Genomic DNA, 19,490 nt, shown 5'->3' with positions numbered 1-19,490 from the left:
AGTTGGGTGAAGCCCTGCACTGTTCAGTAATCCGCCGACTAGTCGATAATTGAAATACCACTTAGCTATCGGCACGCCCCAATGGATCAGATTCTTTCTTTTCTCTCCGATACCATTCCAAAAGCCCAAACCCTTGAGCAACTGACGCGTCCCTTACTGACCCTGCTCAGCCAGATAACCGGTATGGAGTCGACCTACCTGACGACCATTGATACCGACGTGGGTGTCCAGCGTGTCGAGTTCGCGCACAACGTCGGCGACATGGTGATTCCTGAAGGGCTGGTCGTGCCGTGGGCAGATACGCTGTGCAAGCGGGCGCTGGACGAGAATCGCATGTACTCGGATAACGTTGCCGAATGTTGGAGCGATTCGGAGGCCGCCGCGGCCTTGGGTATCAGGACTTACGTCAGCGCGCCGATCAGATCCCAGACTGGGCAAGTGCTGGGGACGGTATGTGCCGCCAGCTCGGATCAGGTGGCCCGCGCGCCTGAAGTGGAACCCTTGCTGATGCTGCTGTCAGGGTTGCTGGGTTATGCCCTTGAACGCGGGCTACTTGTCGAGCGACTCCAGGCTGCCAACGCCGAGTTGACCAAGCTGGCCCTGACAGACCCGCTAACCGGCCTGTCCAACCGGCGTGCCATTCTAAACGATGCCGCGCGCCTGTTCGCCCTGGCCCAGCGGGAGAACAAGTACATATTGCTGGGTGTCATCGATCTGGATGGGTTCAAGTTCATCAACGATACCCGTGGCCACTTGGCCGGAGACGAACTGCTGCGCGGTGTGGCCGCCCAACTGCAGCATGGCCTCAGAACCAGCGACGTCATCGGGCGCACGGGAGGTGATGAATTCATCGTGATCGCCTTGGGCACACCATCCGAACACTCGGACCTGGCAAAAGACATGCAACATGCCGCCGAACAGCTTCAGGATCGCCTGTCCAAAGCGACGATAGGGCGATATGAACTGGGCCACGGCCTGGGTGATATTCAATACACCGGCGCGAGTGTCGGGGTAGTGGCAGTGATACCGGGCAGCATGACGGCGGACGAGGCAACAAAGTTGGCAGACCGCGAGATGTATAAGGTGAAACAGCAGCGAAACCGTGAGCGGGGGTAGGAAAGCCGTAGGTCAGCCAGCGTCGATTCTGTGGAAAAAATCAGATTTTCAGCTGGGCTGAACTCAGGCTGGACCGCCATCGGAGAAGCTTCGTGAGAACCCGCACAACATGGAGCGCCGACGTTCACCGTATCAGACAAACAGAGCGAGATTCTGCGCCAGGTATTCCTGCAGCGTCGTCTGACTCACGCCCATAATCTTCAACTTCGCATCGCTGGCTGGTACCGACAGATAGTCACGCGACTCGTGGGTGTAGTAGGTCATCACGGCGTCAAAATGGTCCCCCATCGAGGCCCTTAACATCGAATCATCGTCGACATAAGTGATTGTCTTGCCGGTCACATCGCTGAGTAATCGCGCGACATCCTTGTAGTCGAACTGCTCCGCACCGGTCATCAGGTAATCTTGCCCAACGTGCTTCGCCGGCTTGTCTGTGAGAATCCTGGCGATAACGTCAGCGATATCCTCCTCCGATACCCAACGGCGACGAGCATCGGTCACGGCCGGCATTAGAAGCTGCTGTTTGGTCTTGACCGGTTCCGCCAGGTACCAGGACAAGTTGAACATGATCCAGCAGGCGACATTAAGGTAGGTCATTGGCAGTCCGCTGGCATCCAGGAGCGGCTTTGCAACCATATGCTGGGCTGCACCGCACCGGGTTGCCAGAACTTCCTGCGAAAGGTCGGTCGCCTTCAAACCGGGAGGCATCGCGGACAGGCGCACGATCTGTGAAACGCCGCCCGCCTCCCGAACAGCATCGATGATGTTAGGCGTCACCAGCGTTTCATCCGTCACGAAGTCTGGCGTGACGATTAACAGCCGATCCACGCCCCGCATCGCCGCTTTCAGGCTCACAGGATCATACCAATCCGCCTGCAGAACCTCTGCGGTGGGAAAACGCTCACGGAGCGACTTGACTCCGCTTTCGCGGCTGGACACGAGACGCAGAATTACGTTCTCACGAATCAGGCGATTTGCTGCAAGGGCGCCGATATTACCGGTGGCGCCCAGGATCAATACTCTTTCCACACTACCTCCTTTACGATGAGCCGCTGTCTTGCGGCGGCTTGACCGTCACTCGACAGACAGCAGCTGCTCTTTTTCCAACAGCGGGGTCGCAGCTTCCACAAATTGCTCGATCCGCTCGGCTGTAGCGTTGTCCGCGTCAAAGAAATAAGCGATCTGCGTATTCTTCAGGCCGCTATATTCGAAGATCCCTTCCACAACCTGTGTCTGAATCGCCTGCGCATAGCCATGGCGTTCATAACCACTCTCGTTGCCGGCGCCCGTTGCGACAAGCAGGACGGGAATGTCGCGCATGTTGCCAATGACTCGCCCATTCTCGTCGACGCGATAAGCCCAGCCTCCGTTAAAGACGCGTTCGAACCATCCCTTCAACATAGAGGGGACCGACCACCAATAAACCGGAAAAACGAACACGAGCATGTCAGCCCGATCCACCCGCGCCTGCTCACGCACGATTTCAGGCGCAAGTTCACTGGCGCCGCGATAAAGCATTACATCCCCCGCCGTCATTGCGGGCGAAAAGCCTTCCGCATGAAGGTCGGCGAATTCCACATTGATGCCCTGTTCCACAAGTTCTTCGCCGATACCATCGGCAATAGAATGGCTGAGGGAGTTTGGAACCGGATGAGTTACAACGATAAGCGCTTTTCGGACCTGATTGCTCATAAGTTTCCTGATAAGTTATTACATTGAATTCGATAATTAATTCACGCCAGAGGCCTCAATTAAAAATGCATCTATTTAATTGACCTGCGCCTTTCGCACTATGTTTACAGCGCCAAGCCTCAGCATTTATTGATTCTTGTCGCCATCTTCCGTTGGAGAAAGTTCATTGCGCGCCTTAGCTTCTTCCACCGCGCCTGAAGATTTACTCTGCCCCCGAGAACCATCAGCCTTATCTGTTTCAATAGCCTTTTGCTGCTTTATCCGCATTTCAGACTCATGAAACCGCTGCGTGTTACGTTCATGGTGCCGTTGCAGGGCCTCCGCACCATCAGCAGCAAAACCAGCGACAGGGGCAACGGCAAGAGACGCGATGACAAAAACTTTCAGGACACTGTTCATAAACTTTTCCAGACTGCATTGAAGATAGCGACTTGGTGTACAGGCCTGCGACATGAAGGCCGCCTGCCAAGGGTGCGCAGTTTACTTGAGCGGAAACTAAAGATAATCTAGCTAAAATCGCACATATATTACGAGAACTCGGACAATGGCGCTGGATCGACTGGAAGCAATGCGGGCGTTCTGCAGGATCGTCGAGATAGGCAGCTTCGGCGGCGCCGCGGAGTCGTTGGGGCTTGCGAAAACTACCGTTTCTGGACAAATCCAGACCTTGGAGTCGCTACTCGGTATCAAGCTGTTGCACCGAACTACCAGAAAGGTATCCCCCACGACTGAAGGGGCGGCGTACTACCTGCGTGCCAGAGCGGTTTTAGAAGATGTCGACGATCTGGAAGCTTCCGTCTCGTTGAGCCGCAGTGCTGCGCGTGGCCGGGTTCGCATTGAAATGCCTGCGGGGGTCGGCTTGCTACTAGTCGTCCCGGCACTGCGCGAATTTACCGCGCAATACCCCAATATCCATTTGGATATTGGTTGCAGCGATCGGGTAGTGGATCTCGTAGAAGAGGGAATTGATTGCTCGATCAGAGGCGGTGTCATATCGGACCCCAACCTGGTGTGCAAGATCATCGGACAAGTTCAACTGGCACTCTGTGCTTCTCCTGACTATCTCCGGGAAGCACCAGACCTTTCATCGCCTGAAGATTTATTCCAACATCGTAATTTGGGCTACAGATTTCCGGCTAATAACCGACGGCACCTGCCCACCATGTTTCGTGGCGACGAATCATTCAGCCTTGATGTGCCGGTATCGATGTACTTTAACAACGGCAGCGCCCATACCGCTGCTGCGGTTGCCGGACTAGGAATTGGGTTCGTACCGCGGGCGGAAGCACAACCGCTTATTGAGCAAGGGCTACTGACTGAAGTTCTTCCGGATTGGAGGTTAGAGGCGATTCCCCTTTCACTGGTCTATCCGTATACCAGGCACCTGTCCGCTCGTGTCAGGGCGTTCACCGACTGGGTGAGTGCTTTGATGCAAAGGAATGAATTCTGGAAGCCTGAATGAGTGCTCACTGAAAACGCAGGCCGCCCCCGTTTCATCCGTCACGAAGTCTGGCGTGACGATGAACAGCCGATCCACGCTTCATCACTTGCCTACCTCCCAACTATGATGTTCCGTCCATCGATTGAGAATGTCAGCTGCACTGTGTTCAAACTCCCTTAACATCTCAGGAGTTGCACTCTGTACGCACAACTCCAATCGATGGCCCGAGGGATCAAAAAAATAGATTGAATGAACAAAGTTCTCATGATTAACCGGCCCCAGCACGTCGATACCTTTCTCCGTCAGGTTGGCTTTTGCACGTAGCAGGCTTTCCATATCCTTGACTCGAAATGCAAAGTGCTGAACCCACACGGGTGTTTCGGGATCTCGACCAGACACCGTACCTTTTTCGTTGGTCAGTTCAAAAAAAGCGATACAACTGCCATCTTCCATCTGAAGAAAAATATGTATATGCGGACTATAAGTGTTCGTGGAGGGGACCCGGTCCGCGCCTGTGGCATGGAAGAATTTCAAACCAAGAACGGTGGTGTAGAAATCAACTGTTTCCTTGGCATCCGCACAGCGATAAGCAGCGTGATGCAGGCCTTTGCAGAGCATGACGATCCTCCAGCTACAAAAATACGCTCCCGAAGAAGCAAAATGGCTACATGGCATTCTTTATCGGCACTGAGGTCGAAGTCTCCACTCCTTCTTCCCGCAAGAAACAGGGATGCCGTTAATGATTTTTGCCGTCCAAAGTACGCACCTCATCATTCAGCAGACCACCTGTGTTCGGCGGGTACTTGGCTATTCCGAATAGACGGGCCTTCGCCGCAAAATAGTCTCGCACCCAACGGAACCGTTCACCGTCCTTCGAAAGGCCAACCGTATCGGCGATGCTTGCAAGACTGATCGTCTTGCCTTGAACACCCCAATTCCCTTCGGCAATCTCATCAATGATCACCATGACACTGGCGCCTTGATCAGGTGAATCGCTCGTTCGCGCAACTTCGACAATCGCATTATTTACAGCAACATGAACATTGGTTTTATCCACTTGACTCATGTAGCCCTCTGGGACATTTACTCGGGCGAGAAACTTGCCGGGGGGATGGACATAGGTTGAATCGGTACGACCGCCGACCCACCAATCCGAGGTGGCCACCTCGCTGAACAGCACCGTGGCAAAGGACATTCCGCCAGATGAACGCGCGCCGCCTTCCATATCCAATAAAACATCGGTGAGACGCTGTGCCAAGGCCGCTTTGCGGTCGGAATCAAGTACCCCTTCAGGGTGATAAACATGTATGACTGGCATGCTTTTTACTCCGAAATAGTTGTCCTCAAGGCGATGTTTCAACGATGAGCAAATCGGCTTCCTCCAATCCCGTTTTGAGATAAATGCAATCAGCACCCCAGATACCGGCACTGTCCCGACGACCGAGAAGCGTGTGATTGCACTCCACTTCGCCCTCCAGTGTGAATACATATACACCGTGGGCAGGTGAACTCGGCCGATACTCCACTGCTACCTCTCGGTCAGTGACCAGTCGCGAGACGGTAACATCCTGGGAAACACGCAAGGCGCCGTCTGCATTGCCGATCAATGTCACCAACGAGTTGCGGTTGGCCAGAGCATTGAAGTGTGCGCGGCTGTAGCTAGGCGGCAACAATAGTTGATCTGGCAACATCCAGATGTAAACGACATGCATATCGTCGGTCGTCAGGTTTAGTTCGCAGTGCTTACCACCTGAACCGGCAGAAAAAGCGTAGTAATCCCCCGGTGTCAGCTGGTCGATATTGCCGACGGTATTTACATGGGTCAGCTGACCTTCCAGTACGAAAGCGCAAATAATGAAGTTGTGATGTGGATGAATGTTGTACCCGCATCCGCTACCGCTGAAGGTCTCATCGCCAAAGACTCGCAACCGGCCAAAGCCCGGATGACCGCTTTGATAAGGACCAAAATTGAAACTGGAGTGACGGGTAAGCACCGCGTCCGGATGGCCGCCGATATACGAAGACGCCTCCCCCGTTGAAAGAAACTTGTTATATCCGCGCTCATGGGCACGCAAAATGAAAGAGTTATTCATGTCGATTACTCATGCTCGAGTCGAGTGCATAGTCGGCTGGCCCGCCGCATAGGGAAGCTCCACCATCTCGAAATGATGTTTTGGCGTACCGCAATCCGGGCAGCACCAGTCGTCGGGGATGTCGATCCAGCGGGTGCCGGGAGCAATGCCATGCTCAGGCAGGCCCAATGCCTCATCGTAGAGAAAGCCGCATCCCAAACAGACGAAACGCTTGAGTCGCTCGCTCATTTATTCCTCCTAAAGAATGCAGTGTCTATCACAGCTTTTATCTATGAATCGCAGCCTTTCCTTACGGTCCTAAGTACTTATTCAGTCAAAACCCTGAATCGGCCGATTTGTGCCTGTTGAGCATAGAACAGCGATGAGCCTTCTGAAAAAAAATTCGCACACGCTGTTTGCAGGAGCGTGATTTGCGCCAAACCGTCGCGACACTTGCGGAAACGGGTAGCTCAGCTGTTTGGGAATCGCCTCTTCGAATCGAGTGCAACCCTTCGCGACGGGTGGCAATCGGCCATGAGCGGACGCTCGTGCTGTGCGGATTATTACCAAATACTTATGCACTATCCGCCGCGAGTCGCTAGGCGCTGGGCATATCCCCCTCCCTGCATGGCGCCTTTGCCTTCGGCCGAGTTGGCCTTGACTAGCGGATAGGGTATAGCTCCTCTGTGCGCGATCATCCAGGCTTGTGCTTTAGCCTGACGGCGGTAATCTTTATCGGACACGGAATGACTCTGACCTCCACGGTTGCAGTCAGAAACATCTATCGGCGCCATCTATCAGTACATTAGGCGCGCAACAGTCAACCACCCCAAGCTTATAGCTTATAAATATGAGAACCCAAGGCTACAGAAAACCATTACTGTCTTAAATATTCAAGGAGCGATAATATGAAACCCTCAAAAATCAAAAAAAACGTTCTTAGCACAACCACCATAAAAATAGATGCCTCCGGATCTCGTGGAACGGGTTTTTTATTTGGCTTCATGATAGACAAAGAAAACCTAGCGCCAATCCTAGTCACTAACAAACATGTATTGGAGGGTGCTAAAACCATTAAGCTTCGCATTTCCACATCAGCTCAGGGTGACTACGAGACCAGAGGCGGTATTGCAGAATACTTAATAACATCTGGTTTGGAGCAGATGATTATCGAGCATCCAGATCCCAGAATAGACCTTGCAGCTATCTGCGTCGGCCCCGTATATAACGATTTGATGAGCAGAAAGCTTTTCGGATATGGAAATATGTTCATCGAAACCGACATAATCACACAGGCCGAGCTCAATGAGATCTCTGTTGCGGACGACATATTAATGGTCGGTTACCCCATCGGCTTGTCCGACGACAAACATAATTTGCCTATCGTTAGACGTGGAATAATTGCAAGTGACCCCAACCTTCCATTTGATGGCAAAGAACAGTTTCTCATTGATTGTGCCTGCTTCCCTGGTTCAAGCGGAAGCCCGGTTGTAACGAAAGAACATTTCTCTCTGACGGACACCACAGGACAGATCCTCGCGTCAAAGAAGCGGAGCGCGTTGATTGGCATTCTATGGGGCGGCCCAGTTCACACCTCTAAAGGTGAGATCATTGTTCAGAACGTCCCAACAGCAGCGGTCCCAATACCGCTAACTCCGCAGATGGTGAACCTTGGGTATGTTATTAATGCATCGAAAATACTGGATCTAAAAGCACTACTTATGGAAAAAACGGAAACATCAGAAATTAATTTTGAACATTCTTTTTTGCCAGCTTAACCTAATCATAACTGCCTACTTACACAATGGCGCCCACACTCAGTCTGTCTAATAAACACGTAGAAGCTTCTCAAAATAATTGTAATATAAATTGGGCTTAAGACAGAACTCCGGGCAACAAAGTATTTTTCACCCCTCGGCAAACAAGAAAAAGATTAATAAGGAGATTTAATTGAAAGAGTTCACTAGTCCCTTCACTAGCATCCCACTAGGTCTTTCTCCTGAGCGACATTTCTCAGAGGCTTTGACGAGATGGAATTACTTTCCAAATCAGAAAGACTCAGCTAGCGAGTTGCCTCCTTGCTTTACAACACGACGTTTTACTCCGGAAATCGCAGTAGAGCTTTCAAAGTTACCTATTCAAGATACTCGAAAACAGCACTGGTTCGATCTTGTTGAATACCGCGTAACTCGATACAACAACATTTCTCGCAACTTGGCTCTACTACATCCGCTCGCTTATGCAAGATTGCATGCAAAAATCATGGCCAACTACGAGGAAATAACGAAGTTGACATCCAGTAACCAGAGCGCCATCCGAGTAGAAGAACATATCGACGGGCGGATGATTATCATGAACTACGAGAGTCATGAAACCCGCACTAATACCGCCCTTGAAGATACCTTTGGGAAACGATTTCGTGCCCATACCGACATTTCTAACTGCTTTGGCTCTGTTTACTCGCATTCTCTTGAATGGGCTATCCAAGGATACGATGAAGCAAAAAAAAATCTTTATGCAAAGCCAAAACATTGGAGTAGCCTTCTAGATATCGCATTCAGAAATACGAAAAGAAACGAAACCTCTGGCCTTCCTATAGGTCCCGCAGCCTCCAACTTAGCTGTAGAGATAATTTTATGCAGAATTGATAAAGTTCTCGACGAATATGGTTTTATTTTTACAAGGTATATCGATGATTACACAGCGTATTGCGAAACACATGACGAGGCACAAAATTTTATCCGAATGTTGGGGCAAGAGCTATCAAGCTATAGACTATCCCTAAATTTAAATAAAACCTCCATCAAGGAATTGCCCGAGCCCTTGCAGGACTCATGGACATCTTCGCTAAACAACGCTCTCCCCAAACGTACGGACAATGAAGGAATACTCACACTAAGCACTAGCGAAGCTATTAATTTTCTTGATTTCGCCGTTCGTCTCAACAAAGAAACTCCAGACGGTAGCGTGCTTAGGTATGCTCTCAGTGCAATTGCCCCTCGAGCAAGTAATGAAACTGCGGTTGCCGTTTTTAACTATGCATTAAATCTCTCTTGGCATTTCCCAGCGCTGCTTCCGCTACTCGAAAAAATTGATGCTCGATCCGATGCGTATGATATAGATGCAACACACGACAAGCTAAACAAAATCATTACAATCAATGCACTGCATAGGCGATCTGATGGTATGTGCTGGGCTCTTTATTACTTAAAGCAGCTTAATCGCGAGCCAGGCGGCAATCAAATTACAGAAGTGATTAATTCTAAAGACTGTGCAGCAATCACTATGCTATGCAAGTTCAGCAGCTCCATGGCTCTGGTTAAAGAATATGCATTAAGGATTATCAACGACGCAACGCTCTATGAGCTAGACCAAAATTGGCTATTGCTTTACGAGCTTTTTCTACATGATCACATTGACGATCCCTACCCCAATGAGAGTACATTCGCCATCTTGAAGAAATACGACGTGTCCTTTTTGTATCCTGCTGAAAGATCAAGCCACGCAGAACAATTCTGCCACGTTCTTTCTAATCCATTCCAAATCCCCGGTCAAACAATGCCCTTCAATCAGTGGATGCGAAGACTTGAAGCACCACCACTTCCTCCCAAACCACCGTCTCTTTTTGCATGAGTCTGCGAAGAACGGAGCACCCTTGCCCGGATTGATTGAGTCTCTCAATTTTTTGGAAGTGAAGAACTGAACCTCAGTAACTTTCTTTACAACCTGGAAGTCCCTTTGTGGTTGAAAGCAGTCCTTCGCCAACGACTGCTTTTGGCCGAATGCTGCCTGTCACAAAGGGCCGCAGTCGGCCAACAGCGGACGTTTGTGAGGAAGCTATTTCCAGCAAGGTTTGGCTAACCTACCCTGCCATGGGGTAAGGAATGATAATGTTCTAGTCATTGTTGCTTGAGCATATGCCCGCGCATAAAATTTGTTCTCACGGACTTTAAAAATGGATACGATTTTCACCCTAAATGCAAGAGGAAATATTTTCCTCGAAGTAACTAGCGATGCTTTTGAAATTTCTCAGTCGAGAATGATGATCGAAATTCAATCTATGTTTCAAAATACCGTTCGTGATCTCAAGAAGAGCGGCGTGGACTATGCAAACTTAAAAACAGCGCTAGTTCCATCTTTAGAGCATAACGAAATTGGACTTATTTTCGATTCGACGGCAATAGAATCTAGCAGTTATGGTCGCGAGGCAATGCAGGCGATTGTACCTTTTCTGGATCCTAGAAGCACACAGAGTATTCTCGCTGGAGACCTCGTCGCGAGCAACGAAAAGCAAGAACTTGTATTCAATCTACTCTGTGAGAACTTGATCCTTACAAAATCGTTCGAATATAAACACAGCAACCTTCTTTTTTGCGTGTATTTAACGAATGTCACCGATGCGTCTTTGGAGAGAATCCATGAAGGGTTAAAATCATTTTCAGCGTATCTGGGATTCATTCCGACCACTTACGCTTCCTCAGTAAAGTCCTACCTTTCTACTATTTTAGTAAATGTATGCATAAAACGAGAGAACCTGATCATTCTCCCTCATGAGGATGATCGGTCGAACGATGAAAATATTAATATCACATTCTATCCATTTGAGGAACTTGGATTTCAAATACGGAGCATTCAATCGCACGACTTCAGCCACTTCCTTAGCTATAAAATCGAACGGCCGACTTGGCCAGGATTCGGGACAGATACGCACTTCTCACTCAATGCAATTTCGGGTGTAGTATCTCCGTTAGCAGACATGGATATTCAAATAGACGACGCGAAATATGAGTACCTAATAAAAGCAGGGAAACTGATAAAAGGTGATCTTGTTGAACTTGATAAAGTACAACTGGCGAATCTAATACGGTCGAAGATTGAAGCAAGCTATGTATATAATCTTCGCTATTTGAAAGATCATGATGTGAAAATATTCAACGTCGTAATTGAGGTTCCACGATCCGCGTCAGGCCGCATCGCCCGCATGAATGTTGCTCTAGAGTACAAGCCTGATGATCATCTTCTCAGGATGATCACACTCTACTAGTCGGTTTCTGACCCAGAATTGCCCATGGTGATGCTAGCCATACCGAAAACAGGTTGGCGCTAGCGTCTACGGGCTTCCTAGGAGCTTCTTCGCAATCTCACCAGTTTCCTCAGCCGATTTATCTTCGACTGCTCCGAACTCAGTTTCAACGCCCTTAAAAAGTGCCCGCAATATGGAAATGGACGTGACTGATTGCTTGCCAGACAGGAACCCTATTGTTCTGCCAACCGGTCACTACTGGCAGCTTTTGGCCACTCTCTGCCTGTCATCACCGGCATCAGTCGACCCAAAGCAGTCGCTTGGAAAGGTGAAGGAACGACCAAAAGCTGACGATACTGTGATGCATTGATAGTCTGTATACGCGCTCAGTCGAGTAGGCCTTTTCCTCATAAACTACTCAGGCTCCACTCGCAACACCGAACGCATGACACAAGGATATCCCTATGACACTCGCTGACTTGCAACGGCTATCCGTATCTCAAAGCGAACTGGTTCTTCCCTATCCCCTCGCGATTACAGCTTTGCAACTCCTGGAGGCAACCGGCGCTATCCCGATGGGATGGGAGGGGTGGTTACGCTACCCAGACGGCAGGTTGGGACATTCCGACATGCACCAAGGCACCACTGACACTTCAGCGCTTTCTTCATCAGAGGCGTATAGCTGGGCCAAAGTCTCCATGAGACTGTCGCAAAAGGAACACGAACTCCAGAACGAGACTACCGATATCAAGCTGCTTTTTTGCATCATTTTGAATGCTTGAAAATGCGCCGCTGAACGATTTAGCAAATCTGTTTCGTCGTCAGGTTGAATCCGGCCAGGAACGGACGATCGAGTCTGGTGAAAAGCTCAGTATTAGGAGTGAAGCAATGCAATGTAGTTGTGGCAGTCGGGGCGACCTCGTAGAGATTGGTCATCACTATGCGGAGTTTGTCGCTGGTTTACGCTGCCTTGAGATAGGCCAATGGATCAAACTATTGCAGTGCCTTGATTGTGGTCAGTTTTGGCGAACGGATGAATGGGATAAATACCAAACCCTGTATGCGTTGAAGTTGAGTTCGCCAAAGGGCTGGGAGTCGGTCGATATAAAATCCTTGATAATAGAGCGTATGGTTGAGAATCACGGCGGATTAGATGCGTCTTTTTGTCTAGCTAAGAACTGCAAGCTACACGCACTCAAAGGACGAGCATATTGCGGCCAACATTTTTACGACACTGGTGCAAGAGCTTGAGCAAGCTGATAGGGCTGACTGAAATCTGCCAATTGCTGCCTGTCGCCACCGTCCGTTTTGGGTCGACTGCTGCCTTTCACGACCGCACGTAATCGACCCAAAGCTGCCGTTGGAAATGGTGCAATCGGAGTTCCGATTGGCGCACCGGGACTATAGTGTCAAAGCCAATAAGCGTTCAAAAAACTCTCTCGGCAAATTGAAAGGATTCGTATGAAGCAGAAATCTGTTTTCAACGTCCTCGCGTGCACCACCTTCATATTCATGGCCGGCGCTTATGCCGATGAGGCTTCGACCAAGCCAGGCGCAACGCCAGTGACGGTTGATAATTTCGTGAGGGCGGAGTCAGACCTGTACATCGGTTCACTGGCGAAACAGGGTGGCCTCGGCAAGCTGCTTCATCGCCGCGAAGCGGCCGACATTGAGCACCAGACGGTCATACGGCTCAATCGAGACACGCTTTACACCTCGGGGGTTTTCGACCTCGATGCGGGCCCGGTAACCATTACACTGCCTGATCCCGGTAAACGCTTCATGGCGCTGCAAATCATCAGCGAAGACCACTACACCCCGAATGTATTCTACGGCGCCGGCACGTACACCCTTACCCGCGAAAACGTTGGCACCCGTTATGTGGTCACCGCCATTCGTACGCTGGTCGACCCCAATAACCCGGATGACGTCAAACAGGTCCACGCGTTACAGGACGCTGTCAGCGTGAGCCAAAAGAATCCCGGCACGCTGGAGCTGCCGTCGTGGGATGCCGCCAGCCAGAAGAAAGTCCGCGATGCACTGCTGGTGCTGTCTTCAACTATTCCCGACTTCAGGAAGGCGTTTGGCACTCAGGCCGACGTTGATCCCGTGCGCCACTTGTTGGGGACTGCTGCCGGCTGGGGCGGCAACCCGGACAAGGATGCGATCTACCTGAACGTGACTCCGGCCAACAACGATGGGAAAACCGTGTATCGCCTCACGGTGAAAGATGTTCCCGTCGATGGCTTCTGGTCCGTCAGCCTCTACAACGCAGAAGGATACTTCGAGAAGAACGCCGCCAATGCGTACACGCTGAACAATCTGACGTCGAAAAAATCGAATGACGGTTCGATCGCGATTCAGTTTGGTGGGTGTACCGCGCAGACTGCCAATTGCCTGCCGACCATGAAGGGCTGGAATTACACCGTGCGGTTGTATCGACCAAAATCTGAAGTTCTTAGCGGCGCGTGGAAATTCCCCGACGCCAAGCCGGTTAACTGAACCAGCCGTTCGACCGGCGCCGAGTGATCGCCAAGACTCTTAGCTGTCCTTCCCGAAGGGCAGCTGAGGGTCGTTTGCTATCCTCGGCCCGAACATCCGCCGATTTGTGTGTCGTTGGCCTCGGCGCTATCGTTTCCGGACCGCTGAGAAGTCAGCGGTCGGGCTTGGAAACTCGCGGCTTTGAAAGACCTGCTATTGATTCCGCCCCGACAGTCGATCAGGCGCAGAGCGCAATCCCGACTGCATACCTGGCGCGGTCTCAAGCACTTCGCCAAAGCTGCCCTCCGTGATAGCCGCCTTCGTTCGCTGACCGCGCGAGTCATAAGACTGCCGACGTTCAATCCAGCGACGCAGTGCCAACAGCAACGCACTGACAAACCCGTACATCACCGTGACGATAAACGCCGATTGCAGCAGCGACTGCGGCGCGAAACTCGATATCTGCTGTGAACGACGCAACAATTCTTCGTACGGAATGATGTACCCCAGCGACGTGTCCTGGACGATCGCCAGAACGGAACTGACCAACGCTGGCAACATCAGCTTTAGCGCCTGTGGCAATACCACCCATATCATCGCTTGATGATCGCGCATGCCTATGGACAGCGCGGCCTCCTTCTGCCCGCGCCCCAACGAAAGAATACCCGCACGTACCACCTCTGCCGTCATCGCGCTGTGATGCAGCACCATGCCGAAAATCAGGTAGCCCAGGGCCGACCAGTGCAACCCGAGCGAAGGCAGCAGGATGACGGTAAACAGAATCAGCAACAGCAGCGGTACCGCACGGAAGCAGCCAATGTAGCCTGCCGCCAGCGTGCGCACCCAGAACCTGTTCGACAACCGCGCCAGCGCTAGCGGTACGCCAAGGCTGAAGGCTAATACCGTGCTGATCAATGCAGCCAGCAAGGTGGCCATCAGACCGTCAAACAAGAACTTCAAGGTGCCCGGATGCAGGAAGATTTTCCAGCGTTGGGCCTCGAACTGACCACTCGCCTCCAGGCGATGGCCGACCGCAAACATCAAGCAGAACAACAGCACCACGCCCATCACCGAAATGATCCGGTTACGCCGTCTGGCAATCGGACCCGGCGGCTCGTAAAGCAGGTTATCCGCGCTCATCGCAGCACCGCCATTTTTTGCTCAAGGAAGCGGAAAAACAGACCCGAGGGAAGGGTCAACAGAAAATAGGCCGCCATTGCTCCGAGGAACGTCGGCACTGCCAGGGCGGTGTCGAAGTTGATTTTTTGCGCGGTGTAGGTGATATCCGCCACACCAATCGCGGCGCCGATGGCCGACGCCTTGATCTGAATGATGAACAGATTGCCCAGCGGGGCGATCACCGACTGCACGGCTTGCGGCAAGACCACTTCGCCCAGTATCTGGTCGAAGCGCATGCCGATACTGCGGGCCGCTTCGATCTGCCCGATGGGCACGGTGTTGATTCCCGACCGCACCACCTCGCAGATCCAGGCCGCGCTGTACAACCCCAGAACCAGGACCGTAGAGGTGAACAGCGAATACATGAAGCCCAGCTTCGGCAGGCCGAAAGTGAACAGCAGCAACAACGCCAGCAGCGGCATCATCCTCATGAGCTCTACGTAACTGCTGGCAAACCAGCGAAAGGGTGGCCAAGGGCTCACCCTCATGATTGCCAGAAGCAGTCCGAGAACGAGCGCAATGGCAAAGGACAGCAGGGTCAGTTGCACGCTGACCGCAATGCCCCCCAGGAAGCGTTCGATATAAGACATCAGGCTCACCTCTGCCGATCTTTACTGTTCGATCACTGGCACCTGTGGCGCGCCTAGTCCCTCTTGCAGATCCTTCCCGTACATTTCCTTCCACTGGCCATCTTTGATGGCGGCGCTCAACTGGCTGTTGAGCCAGTCACGCCACACCGTATCCTCCTTGATGACTGCAATGCCGTAAGGCTCTTCGGTGAACGGCGTCCCGACCACTCGCAATTTTCCGGGTTGACGCATGGACTCGCCGACCAGCGTCGCACCGTCGTCGACATAGGCGTCGAAACGCTTGTCGATCAGCCCCTCGACGCAAGCCGAGGCATCGCTGAACGTCACGATCTTGGCCGTAGGCGCCAATGGCTTGAGGTTGCGTTCTACGGTGGTGCCGCTCAGAACGCAGACCGTCTTGCCATCGAGGTCGGCAGTCTTTTTGATCGAATCGTCATCCACGCGGACCAGCGAATCCTGGCCGGCGAGATAGTACGGCCCCGCGAAGCCAATGACCTTTTTGCGTTCATCGGTCACGGTCATGGTTGCTATGACCATGTCGACGCGTTTGTTTTCGACCAGCGGAATGCGGTTTTCCGGCGTAGTGCTGACCCATTCGATGTTGTCTTCGGAGCCGGTGAGCTTCTTCGCCAGCATTCGGGCCAGGTCAGCCTCGAAACCTTCAACCTCGCCGGTCATGGGGTTGCGAGACGAAAACATCAGGGTATTGAGCGAGCTGCCAACGACCAGCTTGCCGCGCTTCTGGACCTTGGCCATGGTCGAATCGGCCGGGAACTGCTCAACGGTAGAGGCCGATGCGAACGAGGCAAAAATGCAGGTAGCCAGGAGGGAGATGCCGAGGGAAGCGATTCGATTTGAGCGCATGGTTGTTATCTCTTGTTCTTGTGATGTTTTTGAGTGAATCAGTGTGCAAGGACCTTGGACAGAAATTCGCGGGCGCGCTCCGAGCGAGGGGCGCTGAAAAATGTCTCGGGCGGCGCACTTTCGACGATCCGACCGGCATCCATGAAAATGATGCGATCGGCGGCGGAGCGTGCGAAGCCCATTTCATGGGTGACGACCACCATCGTCATCCCGGTGCGGGCCAGATCGACCATGACCTTGAGCACCTCGTTGACCATTTCCGGATCGAGCGCCGAGGTAGGTTCGTCGAACAGCATCACGCTGGGCTTCATCGCCAGTGACCGGGCCAGCGCCACACGCTGTTGCTGGCCGCCCGACAGCTCAGCGGGATAAGACGTTGCCTTGTGTGCCAGACCGACCTGGTCAAGCAGTTGCAAGGCCCATGCGTCTGCATCCACGCCGCGCATGCCGAGGACTTTTCGTGGGCCCATTGCGACGTTCTGCAACGCGGTGCGATGGGAAAACAGGTTGAAACTCTGGAAGACCATTCCGACCTTGGCGCGCATCTTTGCCAGAGCCCCGCCCTCTTCCGGCAGGCGCTCGCCGTGCAGGAAGATATCGCCATTGGTGACGGTTTCCAGGCGATTGATGCAACGGCACAGGGTCGATTTGCCAGAGCCGGACGGGCCGATGATCACCACCACCTCACCGGGCTGGACCTCCAGGTCAACATCAAACAACACTTGCTGACTGCCGAAAAACTTGTTGACGGCGCGCAGCGAAATGGCAGGCGTTTGTTGAGTGAGCGATTGAGCCGATTGCATGGTTTCTGGTCTGCCTTATAGATCTGACACGTGCCCGGCAGGCACCCCGACTAGACGAACTTCAATTGCACCGTGGCTTTCAATTGACCGGCCCGCGAACCGTTGTAACTTCTCAACACCGGATCGGCCCACGGTGCCAGCAGCGGAATGTCGCTGTCCTGTTCCAGCACACCCAGTTGCTTGAGCACCGCGATGGTCACCGCGAATACGCTGGGGAAATCGCCGTCACTGATCTTGACCGCCACGCCCAAGCCACGGCTGCGGATGCCGATAGTTTGCACGCCATCGGCACCGGTTTTCGCGACCCAGTCACCATTCGAGGACAGCGTAATGCCCAGGTCGGCGCGACCGGTCCCCGAGACCATTTCCGGATGGCTGCGCATGGCATCGAACAACCGCTGCAGTACTGGATCGAGGCTGGCGTCGCCAGCATCGGCACTGGCCAACCGCGCCCACAAAAGGGCCAGGCGCGACAACGGCATGCCAAGGTTTGGCGCATTGCAGCCGTCGATTCCGGTCCAGAGCTGATCTTCCGCAACCCCTGTCAAGGCTGCGACGACACTTTGGATATCGCGCTGCAAGGCATGTTCGGGGGACAGATAGTTTTCACTGGACAAGCCATGCAGACGGCAATAGGCGAGGAAACCGCTGTGCTTGCCGGAACAGTTGTGGTGGCGCTGATCGTATCGAAAACCCTGGGGCGGCAGATTGTCCGCGGTGTAGAAATCGGGCAGATGGCAACCACATCCCAAGTCGGTGGATGCACGCTGGATTTTCGAGAGCATGCCACTCACAGCATTCACGTGTGAGGTTTCGCCCGAGTGGCTGGCGCACATTATGGCCACTTGCTCATCGGAGAAGCCGAAGTGCTCGACACCGCCATCCCGGACGAACGGAATGGCCTGGAACGGCTTAAGCGTGGAGCGGGAAAACGTCATGCTACCGGGATCGCCGGCATAGGCCAGCAGACACCCTTCGTTATCAACGACAGCCACCGATCCCCAGTGGATGCGCTCCACATGTTCGTTTCGAGTAGCAATGGCCAATGGAACGTGTGCGGGAAAATCCATAATGATCTCGATACTCCAAAGTTCGCCACAGGGATCTGCGTCCCTATCGACGAATACGTGGTCGGTTGGATGAACGACGTGCGCACTTCGATCGAAAATGAGTCTATATTCAGCCAAATACTGATGGAATATCGCGAAACAGAATTCGGTTTTGCACACAACGCAAAGGCAACCACTTCCACCATGACGTCTGAAACGGCACGTATCGATCACCTGGGGGTCATGAGAGCACTGGTCAAAGTGGTCGAATCGGGCACCTTTTCCGCAGCGGCCCGGGAGATGCACGTCTCCCCTTCAACCTTGACCCGCATGATCACGACGCTGGAAAAATCGCTGGGCACGACCTTGCTGCATCGCACCACGCACATCGTCGCCCTGACGGAAGCGGGCCAGATCTATCACGCGCGGGCATTGTCGATGATCGCAGATCTGGACGACACCCTGCGTGTCGTCAGCGATCTCAACCTTGCACCCAGCGGCCCCTTGAAACTTGTTTCGCCGGTGGCGTTCGGCAGACGGTTCCTGGCACCGCTGATCGCGCCATTCCTGCAGATGTATCCGGGTATCCAAATGGATCTGCGGTTGACCGACAACCACAACGACATGATCGTCGGCGGATTTGACCTGGATATTCACGAGGGCGAAAACCATCTCGAAAACCTGGTCGCCTACCCGATCTGCCGCAACGATTCATTGCTGTGCGCCACCCCCGACTATCTGGCGCGCAACGGACATCCAGCCTCCCCCGCCGAACTCAGAGCACATAACTGCCTGATCTACCTGCACCCCGACAGCGATCCCCATTGGTACTTCATAAAGGATGATGTAAAGCACTCGATTTTCCCCAAGGGCAATCTGCAATCGGACAACTCGGAGCTGCTGCTTGAAGCCGTCTGTGGCGGCCTGGGCATTGCGGAATTTGAGATCTGGCTGGTGCGTGACTTGCTCTTGAGCGGTGAATTGCAAATCGTGCTGCCTGAATATTGGTTTGTTAATTCACTGACCGGAAATCAAATTTATATGGCTTACCTTCCCAATCGACGTTACTCGACGAAAGTCAGGGTGCTCCGCGATTTTCTTGAAGACCGACTCAAGGGTATAGGGGAACTGCCTCCTGAACTTTTCAAGCATCGGCCATGCGAAAAGCAGACTCGATAAT

20 protein-coding genes and 2 pseudogenes are annotated in these 19,490 nt (G+C 52.7%); 9 read left to right on the top strand and 13 right to left on the bottom strand.

Annotated elements, in window-relative coordinates:
• The first annotated feature begins 81 nt into the window (after positions 1-81).
• Positions 82-1,116, top strand: a complete 1,035-nt coding sequence (locus ACQKP4_RS01480) for a sensor domain-containing diguanylate cyclase (RefSeq protein WP_427629720.1) — start codon at positions 82-84, stop codon at positions 1,114-1,116.
• A 132-nt stretch (positions 1,117-1,248) separates the two neighbouring features.
• Here the strand turns inward: ACQKP4_RS01480 and ACQKP4_RS01475 are convergent, their stop codons facing one another.
• The 3 genes from ACQKP4_RS01475 to ACQKP4_RS01465 form a co-directional block, all read right to left on the bottom strand.
• Positions 1,249-2,145, bottom strand: coding sequence for an NmrA family NAD(P)-binding protein (locus ACQKP4_RS01475; RefSeq protein WP_427629718.1), 897 nt, complete (start codon positions 2,143-2,145; stop codon positions 1,249-1,251).
• Positions 2,146-2,190: 45 nt separating this feature from the next.
• Positions 2,191-2,808 carry an NAD(P)H-dependent oxidoreductase gene (locus ACQKP4_RS01470; protein ID WP_427629716.1) on the bottom strand — a complete coding sequence of 206 codons (618 nt, stop codon included), beginning with the start codon at positions 2,806-2,808 and terminating at the stop codon, positions 2,191-2,193.
• 126 nt (positions 2,809-2,934) lie between these two features.
• Positions 2,935-3,207, bottom strand: a complete 273-nt coding sequence (locus ACQKP4_RS01465) for a hypothetical protein (protein WP_427629714.1) — start codon at positions 3,205-3,207, stop codon at positions 2,935-2,937.
• Positions 3,208-3,352: 145 nt separating this feature from the next.
• Here ACQKP4_RS01465 and ACQKP4_RS01460 point away from each other — a divergent pair, with 145 nt between their 5' ends.
• The gene (locus tag ACQKP4_RS01460; protein ID WP_427629712.1) at positions 3,353-4,270 is read left to right on the top strand and encodes a LysR family transcriptional regulator; all 918 of its coding nucleotides are present in this window, start codon (positions 3,353-3,355) and stop codon (positions 4,268-4,270) included.
• A gap of 81 nt (positions 4,271-4,351) precedes the next feature.
• Here the strand turns inward: ACQKP4_RS01460 and ACQKP4_RS01455 are convergent, their stop codons facing one another.
• From ACQKP4_RS01455 to ACQKP4_RS01435, 5 genes and pseudogenes are all read right to left on the bottom strand, one after another.
• Positions 4,352-4,867: a VOC family protein gene (locus tag ACQKP4_RS01455; protein ID WP_427629710.1), complete on the bottom strand. Its 516-nt coding sequence runs from the start codon at positions 4,865-4,867 to the stop codon at positions 4,352-4,354.
• 118 nt (positions 4,868-4,985) lie between these two features.
• Positions 4,986-5,567, bottom strand: coding sequence for a tautomerase family protein (locus ACQKP4_RS01450; protein WP_427629708.1), 582 nt, complete (start codon positions 5,565-5,567; stop codon positions 4,986-4,988).
• Between the two features lie 25 nt (positions 5,568-5,592).
• A complete protein-coding gene (locus ACQKP4_RS01445) occupies positions 5,593-6,342 on the bottom strand; it encodes a pirin family protein (RefSeq protein ID WP_427629706.1) in 750 nt (249 codons plus the stop codon).
• 54 nt (positions 6,343-6,396) lie between these two features.
• A pseudogene (locus ACQKP4_RS01440) lies at positions 6,397-6,570 on the bottom strand (rubredoxin); the annotation flags it as partial.
• Between the two features lie 335 nt (positions 6,571-6,905).
• A pseudogene (locus tag ACQKP4_RS01435) lies at positions 6,906-7,013 on the bottom strand (DUF3455 domain-containing protein); the annotation flags it as partial.
• A 216-nt stretch (positions 7,014-7,229) separates the two neighbouring features.
• On the opposite strand from ACQKP4_RS01435, the gene ACQKP4_RS01430 reads away from it, so the two are divergent.
• The 6 genes from ACQKP4_RS01430 (at position 7,230) to ACQKP4_RS01405 (ending at position 13,846) form a co-directional block, all read left to right on the top strand.
• Positions 7,230-8,099, top strand: a complete 870-nt coding sequence (locus tag ACQKP4_RS01430; protein ID WP_427629704.1) for a S1 family peptidase — start codon at positions 7,230-7,232, stop codon at positions 8,097-8,099.
• A gap of 172 nt (positions 8,100-8,271) precedes the next feature.
• On the top strand, positions 8,272-9,954 hold the full coding sequence (gene drt4 / locus ACQKP4_RS01425; protein ID WP_427629702.1) for an antiviral reverse transcriptase Drt4: 1,683 nt from the start codon (positions 8,272-8,274) through the stop codon (positions 9,952-9,954).
• 322 nt (positions 9,955-10,276) lie between these two features.
• Positions 10,277-11,365, top strand: a complete 1,089-nt coding sequence (locus ACQKP4_RS01420; RefSeq protein ID WP_427629700.1) for a hypothetical protein — start codon at positions 10,277-10,279, stop codon at positions 11,363-11,365.
• 443 nt (positions 11,366-11,808) lie between these two features.
• Positions 11,809-12,126, top strand: a complete 318-nt coding sequence (locus tag ACQKP4_RS01415; RefSeq protein ID WP_427629699.1) for a hypothetical protein — start codon at positions 11,809-11,811, stop codon at positions 12,124-12,126.
• Positions 12,119-12,595 (top strand): hypothetical protein, encoded by a 477-nt coding sequence (locus tag ACQKP4_RS01410; RefSeq protein WP_204125665.1) that lies wholly within the window; start codon positions 12,119-12,121, stop codon positions 12,593-12,595. The genes ACQKP4_RS01415 and ACQKP4_RS01410 overlap by 8 nt, the downstream gene beginning before the upstream one ends.
• Before the next feature lie 210 nt (positions 12,596-12,805).
• Positions 12,806-13,846: a DUF1214 domain-containing protein gene (locus tag ACQKP4_RS01405; RefSeq protein ID WP_427629697.1), complete on the top strand. Its 1,041-nt coding sequence runs from the start codon at positions 12,806-12,808 to the stop codon at positions 13,844-13,846.
• Between the two features lie 192 nt (positions 13,847-14,038).
• Here the strand turns inward: ACQKP4_RS01405 and ACQKP4_RS01400 are convergent, their stop codons facing one another.
• Genes ACQKP4_RS01400 through ACQKP4_RS01380 form a run of 5 tightly spaced genes read right to left on the bottom strand, consistent with a single transcriptional unit; the run spans position 14,039 to position 18,256 of the window.
• Positions 14,039-14,965, bottom strand: coding sequence for an amino acid ABC transporter permease (locus tag ACQKP4_RS01400; protein ID WP_427629695.1), 927 nt, complete (start codon positions 14,963-14,965; stop codon positions 14,039-14,041).
• Entirely contained in the window at positions 14,962-15,594 is a 633-nt protein-coding gene (locus ACQKP4_RS01395; RefSeq protein WP_427629693.1) for an amino acid ABC transporter permease, read from the bottom strand. Before ACQKP4_RS01395 ends, ACQKP4_RS01400 begins: the two co-directional genes overlap by 4 nt.
• Before the next feature lie 21 nt (positions 15,595-15,615).
• Complete coding sequence (locus ACQKP4_RS01390) at positions 15,616-16,458, bottom strand: glutamate ABC transporter substrate-binding protein (RefSeq protein ID WP_427629691.1); 843 nt, start codon at positions 16,456-16,458, stop codon at positions 15,616-15,618.
• Positions 16,459-16,496: 38 nt separating this feature from the next.
• Positions 16,497-17,261: an amino acid ABC transporter ATP-binding protein gene (locus ACQKP4_RS01385; protein ID WP_427629689.1), complete on the bottom strand. Its 765-nt coding sequence runs from the start codon at positions 17,259-17,261 to the stop codon at positions 16,497-16,499.
• 50 nt (positions 17,262-17,311) lie between these two features.
• A complete protein-coding gene (locus tag ACQKP4_RS01380) occupies positions 17,312-18,256 on the bottom strand; it encodes an asparaginase (RefSeq protein ID WP_427629687.1) in 945 nt (314 codons plus the stop codon).
• 24 nt (positions 18,257-18,280) lie between these two features.
• Between ACQKP4_RS01380 and ACQKP4_RS01375 the strand changes: the two genes are divergently transcribed.
• Positions 18,281-19,489, top strand: coding sequence for a LysR family transcriptional regulator (locus ACQKP4_RS01375; RefSeq protein ID WP_427629685.1), 1,209 nt, complete (start codon positions 18,281-18,283; stop codon positions 19,487-19,489).
• Position 19,490: the final 1 nt, after the last annotated feature.

The organism is Pseudomonas sp. NPDC086278 (genome assembly GCF_050280905.1).
Classification (GTDB): Bacteria; Pseudomonadota; Gammaproteobacteria; order Pseudomonadales; family Pseudomonadaceae; genus Aquipseudomonas.
The sequence above is the reverse complement of the archived record's forward strand: the minus strand, read 5'-3'. Positions and strand labels throughout refer to the sequence as shown.

Excerpts from the sequence above, each read along its gene's own strand:
- ACQKP4_RS01480 (WP_427629720.1), top strand. The coding sequence starts at position 82 with ATGGATCAGATTCTTTCTTTTCTCTCCGATACCATTCCAAAAGCCCAA.
- ACQKP4_RS01470 (WP_427629716.1), bottom strand. The coding sequence starts at position 2,808 with ATGAGCAATCAGGTCCGAAAAGCGCTTATCGTTGTAACTCATCCGGTT.
- ACQKP4_RS01465 (WP_427629714.1), bottom strand. The coding sequence starts at position 3,207 with ATGAACAGTGTCCTGAAAGTTTTTGTCATCGCGTCTCTTGCCGTTGCC.
- ACQKP4_RS01460 (WP_427629712.1), top strand. The coding sequence starts at position 3,353 with ATGGCGCTGGATCGACTGGAAGCAATGCGGGCGTTCTGCAGGATCGTC.
- ACQKP4_RS01455 (WP_427629710.1), bottom strand. The coding sequence starts at position 4,867 with ATGCTCTGCAAAGGCCTGCATCACGCTGCTTATCGCTGTGCGGATGCC.
- ACQKP4_RS01450 (WP_427629708.1), bottom strand. The coding sequence starts at position 5,567 with ATGCCAGTCATACATGTTTATCACCCTGAAGGGGTACTTGATTCCGAC.
- ACQKP4_RS01445 (WP_427629706.1), bottom strand. The coding sequence starts at position 6,342 with ATGAATAACTCTTTCATTTTGCGTGCCCATGAGCGCGGATATAACAAG.
- ACQKP4_RS01430 (WP_427629704.1), top strand. The coding sequence starts at position 7,230 with ATGAAACCCTCAAAAATCAAAAAAAACGTTCTTAGCACAACCACCATA.
- ACQKP4_RS01420 (WP_427629700.1), top strand. The coding sequence starts at position 10,277 with ATGGATACGATTTTCACCCTAAATGCAAGAGGAAATATTTTCCTCGAA.
- ACQKP4_RS01415 (WP_427629699.1), top strand. The coding sequence starts at position 11,809 with ATGACACTCGCTGACTTGCAACGGCTATCCGTATCTCAAAGCGAACTG.
- ACQKP4_RS01410 (WP_204125665.1), top strand. The coding sequence starts at position 12,119 with ATGCTTGAAAATGCGCCGCTGAACGATTTAGCAAATCTGTTTCGTCGT.
- ACQKP4_RS01405 (WP_427629697.1), top strand. The coding sequence starts at position 12,806 with ATGAAGCAGAAATCTGTTTTCAACGTCCTCGCGTGCACCACCTTCATA.
- ACQKP4_RS01400 (WP_427629695.1), bottom strand. The coding sequence starts at position 14,965 with ATGAGCGCGGATAACCTGCTTTACGAGCCGCCGGGTCCGATTGCCAGA.
- ACQKP4_RS01395 (WP_427629693.1), bottom strand. The coding sequence starts at position 15,594 with ATGTCTTATATCGAACGCTTCCTGGGGGGCATTGCGGTCAGCGTGCAA.
- ACQKP4_RS01390 (WP_427629691.1), bottom strand. The coding sequence starts at position 16,458 with ATGCGCTCAAATCGAATCGCTTCCCTCGGCATCTCCCTCCTGGCTACC.
- ACQKP4_RS01385 (WP_427629689.1), bottom strand. The coding sequence starts at position 17,261 with ATGCAATCGGCTCAATCGCTCACTCAACAAACGCCTGCCATTTCGCTG.
- ACQKP4_RS01375 (WP_427629685.1), top strand. The coding sequence starts at position 18,281 with ATGTTCGTTTCGAGTAGCAATGGCCAATGGAACGTGTGCGGGAAAATC.